Origin of the sequence: Alistipes sp. AM16-43, from assembly GCF_003435745.1 — a bacterium.
GTDB lineage: Bacteria > Bacteroidota > Bacteroidia > Bacteroidales > Rikenellaceae > Alistipes > Alistipes onderdonkii.
On sequence record NZ_QTUQ01000007.1, the window covers coordinates 35,628 to 55,813 of the forward strand.

Genomic DNA, 20,186 nt, shown 5'->3' on the forward strand with positions numbered 1-20,186 from the left:
AAGTTGCTCAGATCGGAAATAAATCGTATTTTTGTTCGTTAAAAGACTGTAATTTTAAAGAGATAAGATGCTAACTGAAGAAGAAAAGAATGCAGGTTTGACAGGACGTATCATTCCTATCAATATCGAAGAGCAGATGAAGTCGGCGTACATCGACTATTCGATGTCGGTCATCGTGTCGCGTGCGCTTCCCGACGTGCGCGACGGCATGAAGCCCGTGCACCGCCGTATCCTCTACGATATGAGCGCGGAGCTCAACCTCTACTCCGACAAACCGACCCGTAAGTCGGCGCGTATCGTCGGCGACGTGCTCGGTAAGTTCCACCCCCACGGCGACTCGTCGGTCTACGACGCGATGGTGCGTCTGGCACAGGAGTGGTCGATGCGCTACCCGCTGGTCGACGGCCAGGGTAACTTCGGTTCGATGGACGGCGACTCGCCGGCTGCCATGCGTTACACCGAGGCCCGCATGAAGAAGATCACCGACGAGGTGATGGCCGACATCGACAAGGAGACCGTCGACTGGACGCTCAACTTCGACGATACGATCCCCGAACCCACGGTGCTGCCCACCAAGATCCCGCTGCTGATCGTCAACGGCGCCAGCGGTATCGCCGTCGGTATGGCCACCAACATGGCCCCGCACAACCTCAGCGAGGTGGTCGACGCCTGCTGCGCCTATATCGACAACCCCGAGATCACGGGCGAGGAGATGCTGCATTTCATCAAGGGCCCCGATTTCCCCACGGGCGGTATTATCTACGGCTACGAGGGTGTCCGGGAGGCCATGCTTACGGGCCGCGGCCGCGTCATGATGCGTGCCAAGACCGACATCGAGCATACCCCCAGCGGCCGCGAGTGCATCGTCATCACCGAAATCCCCTACATGATCAACAAGGCCGAGATGATTAAGAAGATCGCCGACATGATCAACGAGAAGAAGATCGACGGCATTTCCTACATCAACGACGAGTCCGACCGTGACGGCCTGCGGATCATCATCATCCTCAAACACGACGCCGTGGCGAGCGTCGTGCTCAACACCCTTTATAAGAATACGCCGCTGCAAACCTCGTTTGCGGTGAACAATATCGCGCTGGTGAACGGCCGTCCGCAGCTGCTGCCGATGCGCGATCTGGTCATGCACTTCGTCAACCACCGCCACGACGTGGTGGTGCGCCGCACGCGTTACGACCTGCGCAAGGCCGAGGAGCGCCTACATATCGTGCTGGGTCTCTTGATCGCACAGGACAACATCGACGAGATCGTGCACATCATCCGTTCGTCGCAGACGCCCGACGCGGCCAAGCAGGCGATGATCGAGCGTTTCGAGCTGAGCGACATCCAGGCTTCGGCCATCATCGAGATGCGCCTGCGTGCCCTGACGGGGTTGGAGTACGGCAAACTGACCGCCGAGCGCGACGATCTTACCAAGCTGATCGCCCACCTGAAGGACGTGCTGGAGAATGTCGGCATGCAGATGCAGATCGTCAAGGACGAACTGCTCGAAATCAAGGAGAAATACGGCGACGAGCGCCGTTCGGAGATCGTCTATGCCTCCGAGGAGTTCAACCCCGAGGATTTCTATGCCGACGACGACATGGTCATCACCATCTCGCACATGGGCTACATCAAGCGCACCCCGCTGGCCGAATACCGCACGCAGAACCGCGGCGGCGTCGGCGCCAAGGGCAGTGCCACGCGCGACGAGGACTTCATCGAGCATATCTACGTGGCTTCGATGCACAATACGATGCTTTTCTTCACGGAGAAGGGGCGCTGCTACTGGCTCAAGGTCTACGAGATCCCCGAGGGCGCACGCTCCTCGAAGGGACGCGCCATCCAGAACGTCATCCAGATCGAACCCGACGACAAGGTTCGCGCCTATATCAACGTCAAGCGCCTGAACGACGCCGAGTATGTGAACAACAACTTTATCATCATGTGTACCAAGGACGGTACGATCAAGAAGACGAAGCTCGAAGCCTACTCGCGCCCGCGCCAGAACGGTGTGAACGCCATCGTCATCCGCGAGGGCGACCAGCTGATCGAGGCCAAGCTCACCAGCGGCAACGCCGAAGTGATGATTGCGGCCCGCGAAGGCAAGGCCATCCGCTTCAACGAGTCGACGGTGCGCCCGATCGGGCGTGTCGGCGCCGGTGTGCGCGGCATCTCGATCGAGGAGTCCGACGAGGTGATCGGCATGATCTGTGTGGAACCCGATTCGACGCAGGACGTGCTGGTGCTGAGCGAAAACGGTTACGGCAAGCGTACCGACCTCGACGAATACCGCATCACCAACCGCGGCGGTAAGGGTGTGAAGACGATCAACGTGACGGAGAAAACCGGCAAACTTATCTCCATACAGGCCGTTACGGACGACAACGACCTGATGATTATCAACCGTTCGGGACTTACCATACGTACGGCCGTGTCGCAGATCCGCCTGGCGGGTCGTGCCACGCAGGGCGTGCGTATCATCAACCTGCGCGACGGCGATGCCATTGCCTCGGTGATGGCCGTGCCTGCTGCCGGCGATGAAGAAGAAGTACAGTCCGCGGAGGCTGCTGAAAACGGGGGCGCAACGCCCGAAGCAGGACAGCCGGCCGAGGAATAGATGAAATGAATTTGAAAACTTTAAATTAAATTTTGTTATGAAGAAAACATTTTTGACGGCTTTCGCGGCGCTGCTCGTGGCTATCCCTGCCGTGCAGGCGCAGAAAGTCAACAAGAGCGGGCTCCTCACCAAGATCGAGAAGAGCGACGCCGACATCGCCGACGCGAAGAAGAACGCCAAGGCCTCCACGTGGATCAACCGTGGCAAAGCATTGTACGAGGCTGCCGTGGAACCGACGAAGAGCCTCTTCGTCAACATGGACGCCGCGATGCTGAAGCTGGCCGTGGGCGAACCTTCGGCCACCAAGCAGGTGACGCTTCTCAACGTTCCCTACGAAGCGTGGGAGTACCCCTATTTCATCGCCTACATCAAGGACGGCAAGGTCGTTACCTGGACGCAGACCGACTGGGTGCTGAAAGAGGCTCCCGCCATGGCCATCGAGGCTTACAACAAGGCTTACGAGATCGACCCCAAGAGCGCTGCGAAGGTGAAGGACGGGTTGCAGCAGATCAGCGATTTCTGTTCGCAGGTCGGTAACACGGGTATCGACACGGGCGAGTACGTCGCCGCCGCCGATGCCTATGCCACGGCTTTCCAGGCACAGTCGAGCCCCGCTTACGGCGCAGCCGCAGATCCCGCGCTGCTCTACTATGCCGGTTACCTGCGCACAGTGGACGGTTCGGCGCACCCCTCGTCGTTCGGACAGGGTGCCGAGTACCTCAAGAAGGCGATCGACCTGGGTTATACCGACGAGGAGGGTAACATCTACTACTACCTCTTCCACTGCTATTACGGCCTGAAGAACGTCAGCCAGGACAACGTCATGCTGGCCAAGGACGCCCTGATCACGGGTATCGGGAAATTCCCGAAGAACGAGCGTATCCTCGACGGCCTGATGCAGCTTTACACGGCCGAAGAGGGCGTGGGCGACCCTGCCGACCTGGTAACGCTGATCGACTCGGCCATTGCCGACAACCCCGAGAACGTAGACCTCTGGTTCGGCCGCGGCCGTATCTTCTATGCGCTGAAAAACTACGACGAGAGCATCGCATCGTTCAAGAAGGTCGTGGAGCTGAAGCCCGACCTGTTCGAAGGCAATTATTACCTGGGCGTGTTCTACACGATCAAGGCCGACGAGATGAACAAGGTGATGAACGAGAAGCAGTACAGCAGCCAGACTGCCTACGATACCGACCTGAAGGAGGTGAATGCGGTCTATATGGAGGCGGTGCCCTGGTTCGAGAAGGCATACGAGATGAAGAAGGACGACGTCAACACGCTCGACTTCCTCAAGTCGATCTGCTTCCGCCTGCGCGACGAGGAGGGTATGATGGACAAGTACAACAAGTACAATACCCTGCTCAAAGAAGCCAAAGGCGAAGAGTAATCCCCTGCGGGGGCGGCGCTGCCGCCCTGTGCTTACAGGAATCCCGGCTCCGCATTTCGGAGCCGGGATTTTTCATGCGCCGATGCCGGTCGGAATGTCCCTGCCGTCGTGTGTGTGCGGATCCTGTCCGTGCGGGATCCGTGCGAAATGCCTGTACGGTTGTGTCGGTGCCGGTCGGGGATCCCTGGGGTGTTTTGCCTGTGCGGAGTCGGGGCGACCCTCGTGGCGCTCTGCCTGCCGCGCGACCCGCGCTTCAAGGTTTCCGGATGTCGAAGCCCAACTGCCGGAGCATACCTTCGTGGTCGAGGCAAAAGCGTTTCATCAGCAGGTAATGCGGCGTCTGCTCCAGTTCGGTGAGTTGCAGCCCGTTGTCCGCGATCTCGTAGATGTCGGCGCCGGGGTAGGCCATGACGATAGGCGAGTGGGTGCTGACGATGAACTGCGACCCGCTTTCCACGAGCTGTTTTATCCGGCACAGCATATACATCTGCCGCGACGGCGAGAGGGCGGCCTCGGGCTCGTCGAAGATATAGAGCCCGTTCCCGCGGAGCCTGTGTTCGAGCAGGCTCAGGAAACTTTCGCCGTGCGATTGCCTGTGGAGCGACTTGTCGCCGTAATAGCGGTGTATGCCGTCGGCTATCTGGTCGATCTCGGTGGCGACGTTGTAGAAACTCTCGGCACGCAGGAAATAGCCGTCGCGCGGCTGCAACCCGCGTCCGAGCACGAGGTTCCCGTATAGCGGGGAATGAGTCTCGCGCGTTGCGAACCGAAAGTTCTTCGACCCGCCTTCGGCATTGAATCCCGCTTTTACGGCGATGGCTTCCAGCAGCGTCGATTTGCCCATGCCGTTCTCGCCCACGATGAACGTCACCGGGCGGCGGAACCGCAACCCGCTGAACCCCGCCAGCGCGGGCACCGTATAGGGGTATTCGTGCGGCAAATCTCCGGTCTCTTTCAGCCGGATGTATTTGATGTAGAGCGTCGTTTCGGATAAGGTCATGGCCTGGTGTTTGGATCCCGTCCCGCTAATTTAGTGATTTCCCCCGGATATGCGGCCTGTTATCGCAGGAAACCTTTCAGGTTCCGGACGTTGCCTCTCCCGGGCCGTTCCGGCCTCTCCCTGCCCGGGGATTCACCGTCCCTCCCTTATGCGCCGGCTTTGCGGTAGATCGTCCGCAGGCTGTGCGTCATGAAGTATTGCAGTACGCCGCGCAGGAACATGTACAGCGTGAAGGCCAGCCACAGGGCGTTGTTGCCTATTACCGTATATCCGATATAGAAGATGCCGAAATAGGCTGCCGTAGCCCAGAACATCGAGTTGCGCATGACGCGCGTCTGCGTGGCGCCCACCATGATGCCGTCCATGATGAAGGGCATGGCGCTGGCTACGGGGATCAGGATGATCCATACGATATACCGTCCGGCGACCTCCACGATCGTCGCGGCGTTTGCGGCCGAATCGTCGATGAACAGCCCCACCAGGTCGCGCCACCAGACGATGTAGATTCCCACGAACAGTACCGACACGGCCGTGCCCCATGCGATGCAGCGCCGCAGGCAGTCGCGCAGCGCCTTTACGTCCCGGGCGCCGATGAACCGTCCGGTCAGCGCTTCGGCGGCATATGCGAAGCCGTCGTTCATGTACGAGAAGAGCGTGAAGAGCTGCAACAGCAGGGTGTTCACGGCCAGCAGCACCGGGTCTTCCATGCGGGCCGAAGCCCCCGTGAAGAAGGTGTAGACCGCCACGATGCAGAGTGTACGCAGCATGATGTCGCGGTTGACGATGAAGAAGGTCTTGAGCGGTTTCATGTCGAATACCTCGGTCCAGTCGATGCCCGTCAGTACCTTGCGGTAGCGCAGCATGAGCAGCAGCAGCGAAAGTCCCACGCCCGTCCACTGTGCGATCACCGAGGCGTAGGCAATGCCGACGATCCCCATGTCCATGCCGAAGGCGAACCAAAGGCTGCACAGGACATGCACCACGTTGACCGAAATAGCCGTGAACATCGGTATCATGGCATTCTGCATACCCGTGAACCAGCCGTTGAACCCGAACAGGAGGATGCCAGCCGGTACGGCCCAGATGCGGGCGTAGAAATACGCGCGCGTCATTTCGTTGCCATTGAGTCCCCACAGGGCCAGCTCGCCCAGCGGGTATTGCAGGGCGAGCATCAGCAATCCCATGCCCGCCGCCACGACCATCGCCCTTACGAGCATGTTGGTGCATTCGCGGAAATTCCCGGCGCCGAACGCCTGTGCCGTGAGTCCGCTGGTTCCCATGCGCACGAACGAGCAGTTCCAGTAGATGAAGTTGAAAATCGACACCCCGATGGCCAGTGCGCCGATCGTCGCCGCCGAATCCGCACCCCAGTGCCCGGCGATGGCCGTCGACACGATTCCCATCAGCGGTACGGTGATGTTTGATACGATATTCGGGAGCGCGATGCGCAGTATTTCGCGGTTCATGTTCATAGGTGCGGGACGGGGATGTCCGGCAACCCCTGCCGGACGTCGTTTACGGGTGCAAAGATAAGGCAAAAGCGGCGAATTTGTAACGGCCCCTGTCTTTTATCGCCAAATCGGGTCTGCAATATGCCGTAATCCGGAAAAATGGATTACCTTTGCCCCACAAACTCATTCAAATACGTATGAAAGACAACAAAAACGACTCGACCACGGTACTTTCGCGTTTCGGACGCGACAAGCGCCAGCGTACCGTGACTGCTACGGCGGAGCGTGTCGAGCGTCGCCCGCGTTTACAGCGTGATGCTGCCGATTCGGAGCAACCGTCCAGCGAGGGGCCCCGTGGGCGGGCCTCCTACAATCCCCATTTCACGGCGGACAACCGCCCTGCATTCGACAAACCGCGCCGCCAGTTCGGCGACAAACCGGCTTACGGCGAGCGTAAGTCCGGCGATAAACCCCGTTACGAGCACCGCGACGGCGACAAACCGCGCCGCCAGTACGGTGACAAGCCCGCCTATGGCGAACGCAAATTCGGCGACAAGCCCCGCTACGAAAACCGCGACGGCGACAAACCGCGCCGTCAGTACGGTGACAAGCCCGCCTATGGCGAACGCAAGTTCGGCGACAAGCCCCGCTACGAGCACCGCGACGGCGACAAACCGCGCCGCCAGTATGGCGACAAGCCCGCCTATGGCGAACGCAAGTTCGGGGATAAGAAATACGGCGACCGTAAATTCGGCGACAAACCCTATAAGCCGGGGCCGAGGAAGCACGACGACAAACCGGCGTCCTACCCGAAATTCACGCCCGAAAAGCAGGTCGGCGAAATGCGCCTGAACCGTTTCCTCGCACAGTCGGGCCTCTGCTCGCGCCGCGAGGCCGACGATTTCATCACCGCGGGCCTGGTCACGGTCAACGGCCAGATCGTCACCCAGCTGGGCACCAAGGTGCTTCCCACCGACGAGGTGAAATTCAACGACAGCCGCGTGCAGGGCGAGAAGAAGGTCTACCTCGTGCTCAACAAGCCCAAGGGTTATGTCACGTCGCTCGACGACCCCCATGCCGGCAAGACCGTCATGGATTTGGTCGAAGGTGCCTGCACGGAGCGCATCTACCCCGTAGGCCGTCTGGACAAGAACAGCCTCGGGTTGCTGCTTTTCACCAACGACGGCGACCTTACGAAGCAGCTCACGCACCCCTCGTACCTGAAAAAGAAAATCTACCAGGTGACGCTCGACAAGCCCCTGGCGCGTGCCGATATGGATCGCATCGCCGAGGGAATCACACTTGAAGACGGCGAAATCTTCGCCGACGAAATTTCCTATGTCAAGGAGAACAAACAGGAGATCGGCATCGAGATACACTCCGGCCGCAACCGTATCGTGCGCCGTATTTTCGAATTCCTGGGCTACACGGTCACCAAGCTCGACCGCGTCTACTACGCCGGCCTGACCAAGAAGAACCTCAAGCGCGGAGCCTGGCGTTTCCTCTCCCGCGAGGAGGTCGAACGGCTCAAGTCCGGCCAGTACGAATAAGTTCCTGCATCCGGTCTTTGTCCGGAGGGATAAGGGTACAATCAGAAGGAGGTTCCTGTCGAGGGAGCCTCCTTCTGTTTTAGCTGCGATAATCCCGGCATATCCGGGTGTTGCGGGATGTCCCCGTATTTCTGCGGTATGGCGGCAATTCCGGTGTGCCCGGAAAACCACGGCACCCGCGCGGCGGAAGCGTATGGTGACGGGCCGTGCATATCGCGCTATACCTGCTGCACCCGACCGCCGTCGTTTCCTGTCCGCCGTCGTTTCCTGTCCGCCGCTGTTCCCGGCTTCTGCCGTCTTCCGGGCGCCGCCGTTTCTTGTCCGCCGCCGTTTCTTGTCCGCCGCTGTCTCCAGGCCTCTGCCGTCTCCTGTCCGCCATGCCGCCGGGCAAAAACCGTCTGCCCGCACTTGCCCGCGCTCCGGGCGTCAGTGCGTTGCCTTGTACCAGCCCGTGTTTTGGATGTTGTTCACCACGATCCCGCTCGTGCTCGGCGCGCTGGTCGAAATGCCCGAATAGGTCGTGATCGGCCGCTTGCCGCCCGAATAGAAATACTCCGTATGCAGCCGGTAGCGTTCGGGGACGGTGCGCCCGAGCTGTTCGTCGAATTCCTTTAGCAGGGCGGTGTCGTCGCACAACTGGTAAACGTAATCCGCCAGGTCGTAGAACCGCGTCGGGTCGTAGAGGTACTCGTATTGCTGCAACGGTTTCTCCGGGTCGGGGATGTACGCGGGCGATGCATTGTTGATGCGGCGCATCACTTCGGCCATCGTTTCCACCTGGTCGCATACCGTCACGGCGATCGCCCCGCAGTTATAGTTCGGGGCTTCGTATTGCTCGTAGAATTCGTAGAAACTCCGGCATACGCCGTCCAGGTCGTATCCCGTGCCGCCGTCGGTGAACAGGTAGGGCATCACCAGGTCGTAAGGATAACCGTAGGCCATCACCTCGCAGGGCGAGGCGATCAGGTGCCTGGTGATTTTGCGTAGGTCGTACGCCACCTCGATCGACGACATGAAACAGTCGTCGAAGAGGATGTATTCGAACCGGATTCCTGCGGCCGTTATCGCCTCGGCGAAGGTCGTCGTGTTGGTACACCGCGAACCGCCGTCGCCGAACCAGCGGGTGAACTGCCCGTCGGGCGAAACGTATTCCCAGTGCCATTTCTCGGGGACGGTTGTCGCCGTCGGTTCCGTGCCGGCCTTCGCGTCGGCAGCGCTCCGGCCCGAGCCCGATGCGGGGATCCACGCCATGCCGTGCGACCCGATCGTGATGCCGTAGCGTTCGGCGGGTGCGGTCTGCTTGATGTAGTCGAAAATCCCGGTGATGGTCTCGGCCTGCGTCACGTTGAGGTCTTCGTACGTGCGCAGCTCCGTTTCGCGGCACTCTCCGTTGTCGTAGTACAGCTCACTGAGCGTACCTTTCGTCGTGCTCGTTTGTAGGAACAGCAGCAGGCGGCTGTCATGCAGGATGTTTCCTGCCACGGCTTTCTTCACGTCCTCGATGTTTTGGAGGAAATGCGTGTACAGGTTCCCGGACCAGGGCAGGTACATGACGACCGTCTGGGGTGCGACGGTCGGGCTCTGCACTACGGTGACCGTGGCCTCGGCCTTCCCCGACGACAGGCGCAGCGCCATGCTGCCCAGCGCCTTGCGCCGGGGCGTCGTATTGTCGTCCTGCGCCCTCACCGTTACCGTCGTCTCCCCGCGGCCGCCTCGGGTGGGGGAGACGTCGAACCCGCCGCCCGTCGTGGTGAGCGACCACGCTTCGGTCGACGACACCGTGAATGCCGCTTCCGAACCCGCCGTGCTGCGCAATACCACTTCGTTCTGCGTCGCGGTCAGCCGCGGGCGATCTACATACTTCCCTTCGCACCCGGCGAGCAGCGTCACTGCCAGCAGCAGCCACAGCGTGCGCCGGATTATTTGTAGGTACGGGGTTTCAGGTTGTTGAATTGCCATGTGCGGTCACGTTTATAGGTATATCCTTCGGGCTTGTTCCAGTATACGCGGCCGAAGTCGTAATAGAGCCCTTTGCGTTTCTTGTCGCCGACCATCCGGGGCGCCGTGAAGGGGATGAATTCCACCGTACGGCTGATGATGCGGCTCTTGCCGTAGGTGTAACCCTCCGATGCCATCACGTCGAGCGCATGGTCGAACATCAGGATATGGCGCGGGGTCTTCTGCGTGAGGGCATCCCCCGAATCCTTGATCGCGCGGAGCACCCCCTTCACCTTGTTGTAATACATCTTCTCCTGCAGCTTGTTGCCCAGCGCCCCGTGGGCATAGGCCATCAGGTTCAGGATCTTGGGGCTGAACGGGTCGCGGGCGAGCGCATCTTCGCCCACGTAGAGCATCGCGTCGAGCGTTTCGGCCAGCGGGTTGTCGGGATCGAGCCCCGATGCCAACATCAGCAGCTTGTCCAGGTCGGGGTTCGCCTCCATCGGTTTGTAGCTCTCCTGGTGGGCGTAGCCGTAGTAGAGGTAGTGGTAATCCTCGTCGGTGAGCGTCTCGTCGCCCGCGTTGTAGCGCATCATCAGCGATGTGTAGTAGAACGGCGAATCGGGGTCGGACGTCTTGGCGACGATGTCCTCCTCGACGGGGACTTTCGCCGCGGCCAGCGCCGGGAGCAGGAGCAATGTCAGCAGTAAATTTTTCATATTCGTATTTTAGGCACTAACGCTCAAATCAGCGCAAATCGTATTCCGCGATCAGTTTGCGGAACTTTTCGCGCAACGCCCCCGAACCTTCGACCAGCGGCAGCCGCATCGTCGGGCCGATTATGCCCATTTCGGCCAGTGCGCACTTCACCCCCACGGGATTGCCCTCTTCGAACAGGGCGTGCACCGCTTCGTCGAGGCATTCGTATGCCTTTTCCGCACGGTCGAACTCCCCGGCCTTGGCGTAGTTCACACACTCCATGAACCGCTTGGGAAAAGCGTTCGCGGCCACCGAGATCACGCCGTCGCCGCCGCGGCGCATCAGCTCGAGCGTCATGCCGTCGTCGCCCGACAGCACGATGAACCCTTCGGGGCGCCGGTCGAGGATGTGCTGCATCTGTTCGATGTCGCCCGATGCCTCCTTGATGCCGATCACGTTCTTCATCCCGCGAGCCAGTCGCAGCGTCGTCTCGGCCGTCATGTTGACGCCCGAGCGTCCCGGGATGTTGTAGAGGATCACCGGCAGCGGCGAGTGCTCCGACACGGTGCGGAAATGCTGGTACAAGCCCTCCTGCGAGGGCTTGTTGTAGTAGGGTGTAACGCTCAGGATGGCGTCGGCGCCCCGCAGGTCGAATTCGCGCAGCTGATCCAGTACCTCCGACGTCGAATTGCCGCCGCAGCCCATTACCAGCGGTACGCGTCCCGCGATGTGGTTGGTGATGAACATGGCTATCACGGCGCGTTCGGGCATGTAGAGCGTCGGCGTTTCGGCCGTGGTGCCCAGCGCCACGATGTAGTCCACGCCGCCTTCGATCACATAGTCGATCATGCGTGCCAGCGCCTGATAGTCAACTTTTCCTTCGGGTGTAAAGGGGGTTATCATGGCGGCCCCCACGCCGCAGAGCTTGTGTCGTATCATATGATTCTGTTTGGCATTATGTAGTTTTTTATGCGTATTCCTTTTCCGCGGGGCTCAGAACAACTCGCCTTGTTGGACGGGTTCGCCGTCCCCGCTTTCCGTCGCGGCCGGGGCGCCATTGTTCCTGCCTCCGGTATTTGCCGTTGTTGCGCTGTCGGCTTCCGTCCCGTTTGCCGCCGGGGCTTCCTGCCCGCCGACCATGGCGATGAACTCCTCTTCGGAAATGATCTTCACGCCCAGCTTCTCGGCCTTCCTGAGCTTCGCCGGGCCCATGTTGTCGCCCGCCACGATGTAATCGACGTTGGCCGATACGGCCGCGAGGTTCCTGCCCCCGTGCATTTCGATCAGCTCCTTCATTTCGTCGCGGCTGCGCGAGAACTTGCCCGACACCACGAAACTGCGGCCTGCGAGCGACTCCGACGCCAGCTCCCGCGCCTCCTCCTCGAACTTCAGCCCCGCGGCACGCAGGCGGCGGATGATGGCGTGGTTCTGCTCGTCGGCGAAATATTCGATGATCGCGTCGGCGATGCGCCCGCCCACCTCGTCGGCCTGGGTCAGCTCCTCGCGCGTGGCCCGCATCACGGCGTCGAGCGAGCGGAAATGCTCGGCCAGGTATTTGGCCGTCGTCTCGCCCACGAAGCGGATGCCGAGTCCGAACAGCACGCGGCGGAAGGGCACCTCGACCGATCCGCGGATGCTGCGTATGATGTTGTCGGCCGACTTCTCGCCCAGCCGCGGCAATTCCGCCAGCTGTCCGGCCTTCAGGTCGTAGAGGTCGGCCACGTCGTGCACCAGCCCGTTTTCATAGAGCAGTTCCACGGTCTCCTCGCCCAGCCCCTCGATGTCCATCGCCTTGCGGCGGATGAAATGGATGATGCGCCCGACGATCTGCGGCGGGCATCCCCCCTGGTTGGGGCAGTAGTGCTTCGCCTCGCCCTCGTAGCGCACCAGCGGAGTGCCGCATTCGGGGCATACGGTGATGTATTCGAACGGTTTGCTGTCCGCAGGCCGCTGCGAGAGGTCTACCCCCGTGATCTTGGGGATGATCTCGCCGCCCTTCTCGACGTATACCATGTCGCCCGGGCGGATGTCCAGCAGGGCCATCTGCTCGGCGTTGTGCAGCGTCGCACGCCGCACGGTCGTCCCGGCCAGCAGCACCGGTTCGAGGTTCGCCACAGGCGTTATGGCTCCCGTGCGTCCCACCTGGAACGACACGCTGTCCAGCCGCGTGAGCGCCTGCTCGGCCTTGAACTTGTAGGCCACGGCCCATTTCGGGGCCTTGGCCGTGAATCCCAGCTGCCGCCTTACGGCGAAGTCGTTGACCTTGATCACCACGCCGTCGGTCGGGAAGGGCAGGGCATGGCGCCCCTCGTCCCAATGCGCGATGTAGGCGTCGATCTGCTCCGCAGTGCGGCATATGCGCGCCGCGTCCGAGACTTTGAATCCCCACTCGCGGGCTTTCTGCAGGCTTTCCCAGTGGTTCGTGAAGGGCAGGCCGTCGCCCGCCAACTGGTAGAGCGTGCAGTCCAGGCCGCGGCGTGCGACCACCGACGACGCCTGCTGCTTGAGCGTCCCCGCCGCGGCGTTGCGCGGGTTTGCGAAGAGCGTCTCCCCGGCCGCCTCGCGCTCGGCGTTGATTTTGTCGAACGAGGCGTAGGGCATCAGGATCTCGCCCCGTATTTCGAAGTAGGGCGGCCAGTCGTCGCCCCTCAGGCGCAGGGGAACCGTGCGCACCGTACGTACGTTGGCCGTCACGTCGTCGCCCTGCGAGCCGTCGCCGCGCGTCACGGCACGCAGCAGCCGCCCGTCCTCGTAGGTGAGCGATATGGCCGTGCCGTCGAATTTCAGTTCGCAGACGAACTCCGTCGGCCCGGCCTCCTTTTCGATGCGGGCGATGAATTCATGCAGTTCGTCGAGCGAATAGGTGTTGCCGAGCGAAAGCATCGGGAACCGGTGCTTTACGCTCCGGAACTCCGACGTGATGTCGCTCCCGACACGCACCGAGGGCGAATTGGGGTCGGACAGTTCGGGGTGCGCCCGTTCCAGATCCTGCAATTCGCGCATCATCGTGTCGAATTCGAAGTCGGAGATCTCAGGGGCGTTTTCGACGTAATATCTGAAGTTATGGTACTCGAGCTGCCGCCGCAGCTCTTCGACTCTCTCGCGTATCATAATATAAGTATAACCTGCGTAAAGGTACGTATTTTGTTTATAACATCCTGCAAATTCAAAAAAAATGCAAAAAAAAATTACGGATGTGGTGCGATATGTAAATTTTGCTTATAATTGCAGAAAATTTCCAAGCATTACTATGGCTAAACAGAATACGACGAAGAAACATATCGTAACGAGCTTTCACAACCTGACTCCCGAACTGCAGGATGCCGTAAAGGAAAAATACCCGCTGGGGTTCACCGAAGCGATGATGCGCGTGGACAAACCCAACGGCGATTTTTTCTATGCCGTGCCGTTCGATACCGACGAGATCGCCTATATGGTGAAGATCGACGTGAAGATCGACGACAATGCGCAGGAGGAGGACGACAAGGATTACTACGACGACGAAATCAAGGGCGCCGACGAAATCCAGGACGACGCCAATTCCGACGACGGCGGCGGCGACTCCGACGACGACGTGAATATCTGATCCGGCCATGCTGCGCTTTATCCCTGTTCTCGCTCTGTTGCTGTTCACGGCCTGCGGCCTTGCAGAGAACGAGCAGGATGATAAGAACAAGCGTATTTATATCACCTTCGCAGATCCCGCCTTCGAACGATTCTGTCTCGGAATGTTCGATTTGGATCACGACGGACGCATTTCGCGCTACGAGGCGCAGCGCGTCCTGGCGATGGATTGCTCCGGCCGCAACATCTCCGCGATGTGGGAGATCGGCGAGTTTTCCCGCCTGCGCGAGCTCGATTGCAGCGGCAATAATCTCACGCGGCTCGACCTGCGCAAATGCCCCGACCTGCAAAAGCTCGATTGCGGCGACAACGAAATCACGTCGCTCGACATCGACGGCCTGCGCGGGCTTACGCAGTTGGACTGTGCCGAAAACCTGCTCGCACGCCTCGACCTGAAATCCAACTCTTCCCTGCGCTCGCTCGATTGCCGCGGCAACCTGCTGGTGACGCTCGACCTGACCCCCTGCTCGGGGCAGTTGCAGGCCGACACGCGCGACAACCCTTTCCTTACGACCGTCTATTGCCTCGCTTCGCAGGGCGTCGACCGCAACGGGCCGACCGAGGTGGTCGTCCGCTGACCGCCCCCCCCCGCATCGTTTTCCGCTGACTGCCCGCGTCGCTTCCCGTCACCTGCCCGCGTCGCTTCCCGTCACCTGCCCGCATCGCTTCCTGTCGGTTGCTGCGTTGTTTGCTGCTGCCGCCCCCCCCGCACTGTCATTTGCCTTCCGCGGCGGGTTTCCGGTACGCTTATTTCTGATACATTGTTGAAAAGTCGCCGCCGCGGGTTGGGTATTTCGGATAATAATTCTTACCTTTGGGTGCAAAAAATGTCTTTTGCGCCATAAATATTACCGGATACAATGAAAAAAGTTGACGTTATCCTCGGCCTGCAATGGGGTGACGAGGGCAAGGGAAAAGTTGTGGATGTGCTGACGCCTGGCTACCAGGTCGTAGCCCGCTTCCAGGGCGGCCCCAATGCCGGTCATACATTGGAATTCAACGGCGAGAAATACGTGCTCCGCTCGATCCCTTCGGGCATATTCCAGGGCGGTAAGACCAATATCATCGGTAACGGTGTGGTGATCGACGCCGTCCTTTTCCGTGAAGAGGCCGAAGCGCTCGCGGCCAGCGGCCACGACCTCACCAAGCAGCTCTGCATTTCGAAGAAGGCCCACCTGATCCTGCCCACGCACCGCATCCTCGACGCTGCGTACGAGGCGGCCAAGGGCAGCGCCAGGATCGGCACCACCGGCAAGGGCATCGGCCCGACCTATACCGACAAGGTCAGCCGCAACGGCATGCGCGTGGGCGATGTGCTGAGCGCCGATTTCGAAAAGATATACGCCCGCGCCAAGGCTCGCCACGAGAAGATCCTGCGCAGCCTGGCCTGCGAGTACGACATCACCGAGTTGGAACAGAAGTGGTTTGCGGCGGTCGAGTACCTGCGTCGTTTCAACATCATCGACAGCGAGTATTTCGTCAACGAGTGCCTCGCCGCGGACAAGAGCATCCTGGCCGAAGGCGCGCAGGGGACGCTGCTCGACGTGGATTTCGGTTCCTATCCGTTCGTCACCTCGTCGAATACCGTCTGCGCCGGCGCCTGCATCGGGCTGGGCATCGCCCCGAACCGCATCGGCGAGGTCTACGGTATCTTCAAGGCCTACTGCACACGCGTCGGCAGCGGCCCGTTCCCCACGGAGCTGTTCGACGAAACGGGTGCCCGGCTGCGCGACATCGGTCATGAGTACGGAGCCGTCACGGGGCGCGAGCGCCGTTGCGGATGGCTCGACATGGTGGCGCTCAGGTATTCGATCATGATTAACGGCGTGACGCAGCTCATCATGATGAAGTCCGACGTCATGAACGATTTCGAGACCATCCGCGTCGCCACCGAATACGAGATCGGCGGCAAACGTACGTCGTATTTCCCCTATGAGGTCGGCGACGACCTGAAACCCGTCTACCGCGAGTTCCCGGGGTGGAAGTGCGACCTGCGCGCCTTCACCCGCTACGAGGACTTCCCCGCGGAGTTCAAGGCCTATGTCGAGTTCATCGAACGCGAGACGGGTGTTCCGGTGAAGATCATCTCCGTCGGCCCCGACCGCGGCGAAACCATCGTAAGATAGCTATTAACCATAAATACCTACTATGAAAAAACAGCTGAAAATTGTTGTATTGGCAAAGCAGGTGCCCGATACCCGCAACGTGGGTAAGGATGCGATGACCCCCGAAGGGACGGTCAACCGCGCGGCGCTGCCGGCCATCTTCAATCCCGAAGATCTCAATGCGCTCGAAATGGCGCTCGCGCTTAAAGACCGCACCGACGCTTCGACGGTTCATATCCTGACGATGGGGCCCCAGCGTGCCGCCGACATCATCCGCGACGCGATGTTCCGCGGCGCCGACGGCGGTTACCTGCTTTCGGGCCGCGAATTCGCCGGTTCGGACACGCTCGCCACGTCGTACGCCTTGTCGTGCGCCCTGAAAAAGATCCGGCCCGACATCATTTTCGCCGGCCGCCAGGCCATCGACGGCGATACGGCGCAGGTCGGCCCCCAGGTGGCTGAGAAACTCGGCCTGCCGCAGGTTACCTATGCCGAAGAGATCCTCGACATCAAGGACAGCACGCTGGTTATCCGGCGCCGCCTGAACTGCGGCACCGAAGTCGTCGAGTGCCCCGTCCCGGCTGTCATTACGGTCAACGCCTCGGCTCCCGAGTGCCGTCCGCGCAACGCCAAGCGCGTGATGACCTACAAATTCGCCCTCTCGGGGTCTGAAATCGCCGCGGCGCCCGAATCGGAAGCCGCACGGCGCGCCGCCGCCAAGCCCTACCTGCAGATCGTCGAGTGGGCTGCCGCCGACGTCGATCCCGACCCGCAGCAGCTCGGCCTTCAGGGTTCGCCCACGAAGGTCAAGAAGATCGAGAACGTGGTTTTCCAGGCCAAGGAGGCCAAGAAGCTCACTGCTGCCGACGAGGATATCAATTCACTGATGGTCGAACTTATCGCGAGCCACACGCTCGGTTAATACGTGCATAGGAGATGAACAACATATTCGTATATATCGAGAACGAGGGCGGCAAGGCCGCCGAGGTGTGCCTCGAACTGATGACCAAGGGCCGCGAACTGGCCACGACGCTGGGCGTGAAACTCGAAGCCGTGGTGCTGGGCGAGAACCTCGCCGGCATCGAGCACGAGCTCGCCAAATACGGCGCCGATACCGTATGGATCGCCGACGACAAGGTGTTCGCACCGTTCCGTACGCTGCCCCATACGGCCGTCATGTGCGGCCTGATCGAGCAGGAGAAACCCCAGATCGTGCTGTTCGGCGCGACGTGCAACGGCCGCGATTTCGCGCCGCGCGTGTCGTCGGCGCTTTACAGCGGCCTTACGGCCGACTGTACGCAGCTGGTGATCGGCGACCACAAAGACGCCAAGAGCGGCAGGGAGTACAAAGACCTGCTCTACCAGATCCGCCCCGCCTTCGGCGGCAACATCATCGCCACGATCGTCAACCCCGACAACCGTCCGCAGATGGCCACCGTCCGCGAAGGCGTCATGCGCCGCGAATATGCCGCCAAGCCGGGTGCCGGCGAGGTGAAGAAGATCCAGTGGCAGAAATTCGTGAAGGACGCAGACCTCGCGGTGAAGATCATCGACCGTGAGATTGCCGAGAGCAAGATCGACATCAAGGGTGCCGGCGTCATCGTCGCGGGCGGCTACGGCATGGGTTCGAAGGAGAACTTCGACCTGGTGTTCGAGCTGGCCGACGTGCTGGGTGCCGAGGTGGGCGCGAGCCGCGCAGCCGTCGACGCCGGGTTCGCAGACCATGCGCGCCAGGTGGGTCAGACCGGTGTGACGGTACGCCCCAAACTCTACATCGCCTGCGGTATCTCGGGGCAGATCCAGCATACGGCCGGCATGGACGGCTCGGCCATGGTCATTTCGATCAACACCGACCCCGAAGCCCCGATCAACAAGATCGCCGACTACGCCATCACGGGCGACGTCAACGAGGTGATCCCCAAGATGATTAAGTACTACAAACAAAATTCGAAGTAATGGCTAATTTCTTTTCAGACAATAAGGATTTGCAGTTCCACCTCCAGCATCCGATGATGCGCAAGATCGTGGAGCTGAAAGAGCGCGGCTTCGCCGAGAAAGACCTCTACGATTTCGCGCCGCAGGATTTCGAAGACGCCATGGACTCCTACCGCCGCGTGCTGGAGATCGCCGGTGAAGTCTGCGGCGAGGTCATTGCTCCCAATGCCGAGGGCGTGGATCACGAAGGCCCCCGCGTCGTGAACGACCACGTGGAGTACGCTGCGGGCACGGTTCAGAACATGAAGGCCATCGTCGACGCGGGCCTGAGCGGCCTTACGCTGCCCCGCAAGTACGACGGCCTGAATTTCCCGCTGGTCTGCTTCGTGATGGCCAACGAGATGGTCGCCCGCGCCGATGCCGGCTTCGAGAACATCTGGGGTTTGCAGGACTGTGCCGAGACGCTCAACGAGTTCGCCTCGGAGGAGCTCAAGGCCAAATACCTGCCGTGGGTCTCCGCGGGCGCTACCTGCGCCATGGATCTTACGGAACCGGATGCGGGTTCCGACCTGGGCGCCGTGATGCTCAAGGCTACGTGGTCCGAGGAGAAGCAGACCTGGCTGCTGAACGGCGTCAAGCGCTTCATCACCAACGGCGACGGCGACGTTTCGCTCGTGCTGGCGCGTACCGAAGAGGGTACCACCGACGCCCGCGGACTGTCGATGCTCGTCTATGACAAGCGCGACGGCGGCGTAAAGGTACGCCGTATCGAGAACAAAATGGGTATCAAGGGCTCTCCGACGTGCGAGCTGGTCTTCACCAACGCCCCCGCGCAGCTGGTCGGCGACCGCAAGATGGGCCTTATCAAATACGTGATGTCGCTGATGAACGCCGCCCGCCTGGGTATCGGTGCGCAGTCGGTGGGCTTGTGCGAAGCCGCCTACCGCGAGGCGCTGAAATACGCCCAGGAGCGCGAGCAGTTCGGCAAGCCGATCATCCGCTTCGCGGCCGTTGCGGAGATGCTCTCCAATATGAAGGCCAAGTTGCAGGGTGTCCGTGCGCTGTTGTACGAGACGACGCGCTTCGTCGAGGTCTACAAGCAGTACGGCCATATCGCGCACGAGCGTCCGCTCGAAGGCGATGAGCGTCAGGAGATGAAGTTCTACAACCGCCTGGCCGACGGCTTCACGCCGCTCGTCAAGCTCTTCTCGTCGGAGTACGCCAACCAGCAGGCCTACGACGCCATCCAGATCCACGGCGGCTCGGGCTTCATGAAGGACTATCCCTGCGAGCGCCTCTACCGCGACGCACGTATCATGAATATCTACGAGGGTACTTCGCAGCTGCAGGTCGTGGCGGCGATCAACGCCGTGACCAAGGGCACCTTCATGGAGCAGATCGAGCGTTACGCCGCCGCCGAATACAGCCAGCCCATGCAGCCCGTCGTTGCGAAGCTGAAGGAGCTGACCGCGAAGTTCTCGGAAATGACCGCCCGTGTCGAAGCCGGGGACAAGGAACTTTGCGGCTTCAAGGATTTCCACGCACGCCGTCTGGTCGAGACCGCCGGCCATATCATCATCACCTACCTGCTGGCCCGTCAGGCCGGCGAGTCGGAGGAGTATGCCGATTCGGCGAAAATCTTCTGCAAACTTGCCGAGGGTAAGATCTCGGAGGCCTATACCTACGTCATGAACTCCACGCTCGAAGACGTCGCGCTGTTCCGCGCCGTTGCCGAAGAGACGGAGTAAGGCGCCGTATTGCAGTATGTAAAAAGGTTCCGCAGAAGCGGAACCTTTTTTTTGTACGTTGTCCGTTGCCGATTGTTGCCGCCGGTTCTTGCTTGCTGTTTATCTGTTTTTCGGTTATCTGTTTGCCGGTTA

General features: G+C 60.6%; 15 protein-coding genes. 9 read left to right on the plus strand and 6 right to left on the minus strand.

All coding sequences use genetic code 11. The features are described 5' to 3' along the window. Positions 1–67 precede the first annotated feature (67 nt). A complete protein-coding gene (gene gyrA, locus DW189_RS11975) occupies positions 68–2,617 on the plus strand; it encodes a DNA gyrase subunit A (RefSeq protein ID WP_117508360.1) in 2,550 nt (849 codons plus the stop codon). Positions 2,618–2,654: 37 nt separating this feature from the next. Next, positions 2,655–4,004: a tetratricopeptide repeat protein gene (locus DW189_RS11980; protein ID WP_117508361.1), complete on the plus strand. Its 1,350-nt coding sequence runs from the start codon at positions 2,655–2,657 to the stop codon at positions 4,002–4,004. 253 nt (positions 4,005–4,257) lie between these two features. Here the strand turns inward: DW189_RS11980 and DW189_RS11985 are convergent, their stop codons facing one another. Next, positions 4,258–5,004 (minus strand): AAA family ATPase, encoded by a 747-nt coding sequence (locus DW189_RS11985; protein WP_117508362.1) that lies wholly within the window; start codon positions 5,002–5,004, stop codon positions 4,258–4,260. Positions 5,005–5,150: 146 nt separating this feature from the next. Then, on the minus strand, positions 5,151–6,476 hold the full coding sequence (locus DW189_RS11990; protein ID WP_117508363.1) for an MATE family efflux transporter: 1,326 nt from the start codon (positions 6,474–6,476) through the stop codon (positions 5,151–5,153). Between the two features lie 176 nt (positions 6,477–6,652). Here DW189_RS11990 and DW189_RS11995 point away from each other — a divergent pair, with 176 nt between their 5' ends. After that, positions 6,653–8,005, plus strand: coding sequence for a pseudouridine synthase (locus DW189_RS11995; RefSeq protein ID WP_117508393.1), 1,353 nt, complete (start codon positions 6,653–6,655; stop codon positions 8,003–8,005). Between the two features lie 426 nt (positions 8,006–8,431). On the opposite strand, the gene DW189_RS12000 is transcribed toward DW189_RS11995, so the two are convergent. Genes DW189_RS12000 through ligA form a run of 4 tightly spaced genes read right to left on the minus strand, consistent with a single transcriptional unit; the run spans position 8,432 to position 13,753 of the window. After that, on the minus strand, positions 8,432–9,964 hold the full coding sequence (locus DW189_RS12000; RefSeq protein ID WP_117508364.1) for a clostripain-related cysteine peptidase: 1,533 nt from the start codon (positions 9,962–9,964) through the stop codon (positions 8,432–8,434). Further along, a complete protein-coding gene (locus tag DW189_RS12005; RefSeq protein WP_117508365.1) occupies positions 9,925–10,662 on the minus strand; it encodes a DUF4919 domain-containing protein in 738 nt (245 codons plus the stop codon). Before DW189_RS12005 ends, DW189_RS12000 begins: the two co-directional genes overlap by 40 nt. Before the next feature lie 28 nt (positions 10,663–10,690). Further along, positions 10,691–11,581, minus strand: a complete 891-nt coding sequence (dapA, locus tag DW189_RS12010; protein WP_070099866.1) for a 4-hydroxy-tetrahydrodipicolinate synthase — start codon at positions 11,579–11,581, stop codon at positions 10,691–10,693. A gap of 54 nt (positions 11,582–11,635) precedes the next feature. Next, entirely contained in the window at positions 11,636–13,753 is a 2,118-nt protein-coding gene (gene ligA, locus DW189_RS12015) for an NAD-dependent DNA ligase LigA (protein WP_232045536.1), read from the minus strand. Between the two features lie 139 nt (positions 13,754–13,892). Between ligA and DW189_RS12020 the strand changes: the two genes are divergently transcribed. The 6 genes from DW189_RS12020 (at position 13,893) to DW189_RS12045 (ending at position 20,054) form a co-directional block, all read left to right on the plus strand. Further along, complete coding sequence (locus DW189_RS12020; RefSeq protein ID WP_018697278.1) at positions 13,893–14,228, plus strand: hypothetical protein; 336 nt, start codon at positions 13,893–13,895, stop codon at positions 14,226–14,228. Between the two features lie 7 nt (positions 14,229–14,235). Then, positions 14,236–14,844, plus strand: a complete 609-nt coding sequence (locus DW189_RS12025; RefSeq protein ID WP_055212216.1) for a leucine-rich repeat domain-containing protein — start codon at positions 14,236–14,238, stop codon at positions 14,842–14,844. A gap of 282 nt (positions 14,845–15,126) precedes the next feature. After that, a complete protein-coding gene (locus DW189_RS12030) occupies positions 15,127–16,392 on the plus strand; it encodes an adenylosuccinate synthase (protein WP_022332182.1) in 1,266 nt (421 codons plus the stop codon). 22 nt (positions 16,393–16,414) lie between these two features. Continuing rightward, positions 16,415–17,293 carry an electron transfer flavoprotein subunit beta/FixA family protein gene (locus DW189_RS12035; RefSeq protein WP_032134418.1) on the plus strand — a complete coding sequence of 293 codons (879 nt, stop codon included), beginning with the start codon at positions 16,415–16,417 and terminating at the stop codon, positions 17,291–17,293. A gap of 14 nt (positions 17,294–17,307) precedes the next feature. Further along, positions 17,308–18,327: an electron transfer flavoprotein subunit alpha/FixB family protein gene (locus tag DW189_RS12040; RefSeq protein WP_022332180.1), complete on the plus strand. Its 1,020-nt coding sequence runs from the start codon at positions 17,308–17,310 to the stop codon at positions 18,325–18,327. Further along, positions 18,327–20,054 (plus strand): acyl-CoA dehydrogenase family protein, encoded by a 1,728-nt coding sequence (locus DW189_RS12045; protein WP_117508366.1) that lies wholly within the window; start codon positions 18,327–18,329, stop codon positions 20,052–20,054. Before DW189_RS12040 ends, DW189_RS12045 begins: the two co-directional genes overlap by 1 nt. The last annotated feature ends 132 nt before the right edge of the window (positions 20,055–20,186 follow it).

What these genes read in the sequence shown, in the direction of transcription:
- gyrA (WP_117508360.1), top strand. Translation starts at nt 68, where the DNA reads ATGCTAACTGAAGAAGAAAAGAATGCAGGTTTGACAGGACGTATCATT.
- DW189_RS11980 (WP_117508361.1), top strand. Translation starts at nt 2,655, where the DNA reads ATGAAGAAAACATTTTTGACGGCTTTCGCGGCGCTGCTCGTGGCTATC.
- DW189_RS11985 (WP_117508362.1), bottom strand. Translation starts at nt 5,004, where the DNA reads ATGACCTTATCCGAAACGACGCTCTACATCAAATACATCCGGCTGAAA.
- DW189_RS11990 (WP_117508363.1), bottom strand. Translation starts at nt 6,476, where the DNA reads ATGAACATGAACCGCGAAATACTGCGCATCGCGCTCCCGAATATCGTA.
- DW189_RS11995 (WP_117508393.1), top strand. Translation starts at nt 6,653, where the DNA reads ATGAAAGACAACAAAAACGACTCGACCACGGTACTTTCGCGTTTCGGA.
- DW189_RS12000 (WP_117508364.1), bottom strand. Translation starts at nt 9,964, where the DNA reads ATGGCAATTCAACAACCTGAAACCCCGTACCTACAAATAATCCGGCGC.
- DW189_RS12005 (WP_117508365.1), bottom strand. Translation starts at nt 10,662, where the DNA reads ATGAAAAATTTACTGCTGACATTGCTCCTGCTCCCGGCGCTGGCCGCG.
- dapA (WP_070099866.1), bottom strand. Translation starts at nt 11,581, where the DNA reads ATGATACGACACAAGCTCTGCGGCGTGGGGGCCGCCATGATAACCCCC.
- ligA (WP_232045536.1), bottom strand. Translation starts at nt 13,753, where the DNA reads ATGATACGCGAGAGAGTCGAAGAGCTGCGGCGGCAGCTCGAGTACCAT.
- DW189_RS12020 (WP_018697278.1), top strand. Translation starts at nt 13,893, where the DNA reads ATGGCTAAACAGAATACGACGAAGAAACATATCGTAACGAGCTTTCAC.
- DW189_RS12025 (WP_055212216.1), top strand. Translation starts at nt 14,236, where the DNA reads ATGCTGCGCTTTATCCCTGTTCTCGCTCTGTTGCTGTTCACGGCCTGC.
- DW189_RS12030 (WP_022332182.1), top strand. Translation starts at nt 15,127, where the DNA reads ATGAAAAAAGTTGACGTTATCCTCGGCCTGCAATGGGGTGACGAGGGC.
- DW189_RS12035 (WP_032134418.1), top strand. Translation starts at nt 16,415, where the DNA reads ATGAAAAAACAGCTGAAAATTGTTGTATTGGCAAAGCAGGTGCCCGAT.
- DW189_RS12040 (WP_022332180.1), top strand. Translation starts at nt 17,308, where the DNA reads ATGAACAACATATTCGTATATATCGAGAACGAGGGCGGCAAGGCCGCC.
- DW189_RS12045 (WP_117508366.1), top strand. Translation starts at nt 18,327, where the DNA reads ATGGCTAATTTCTTTTCAGACAATAAGGATTTGCAGTTCCACCTCCAG.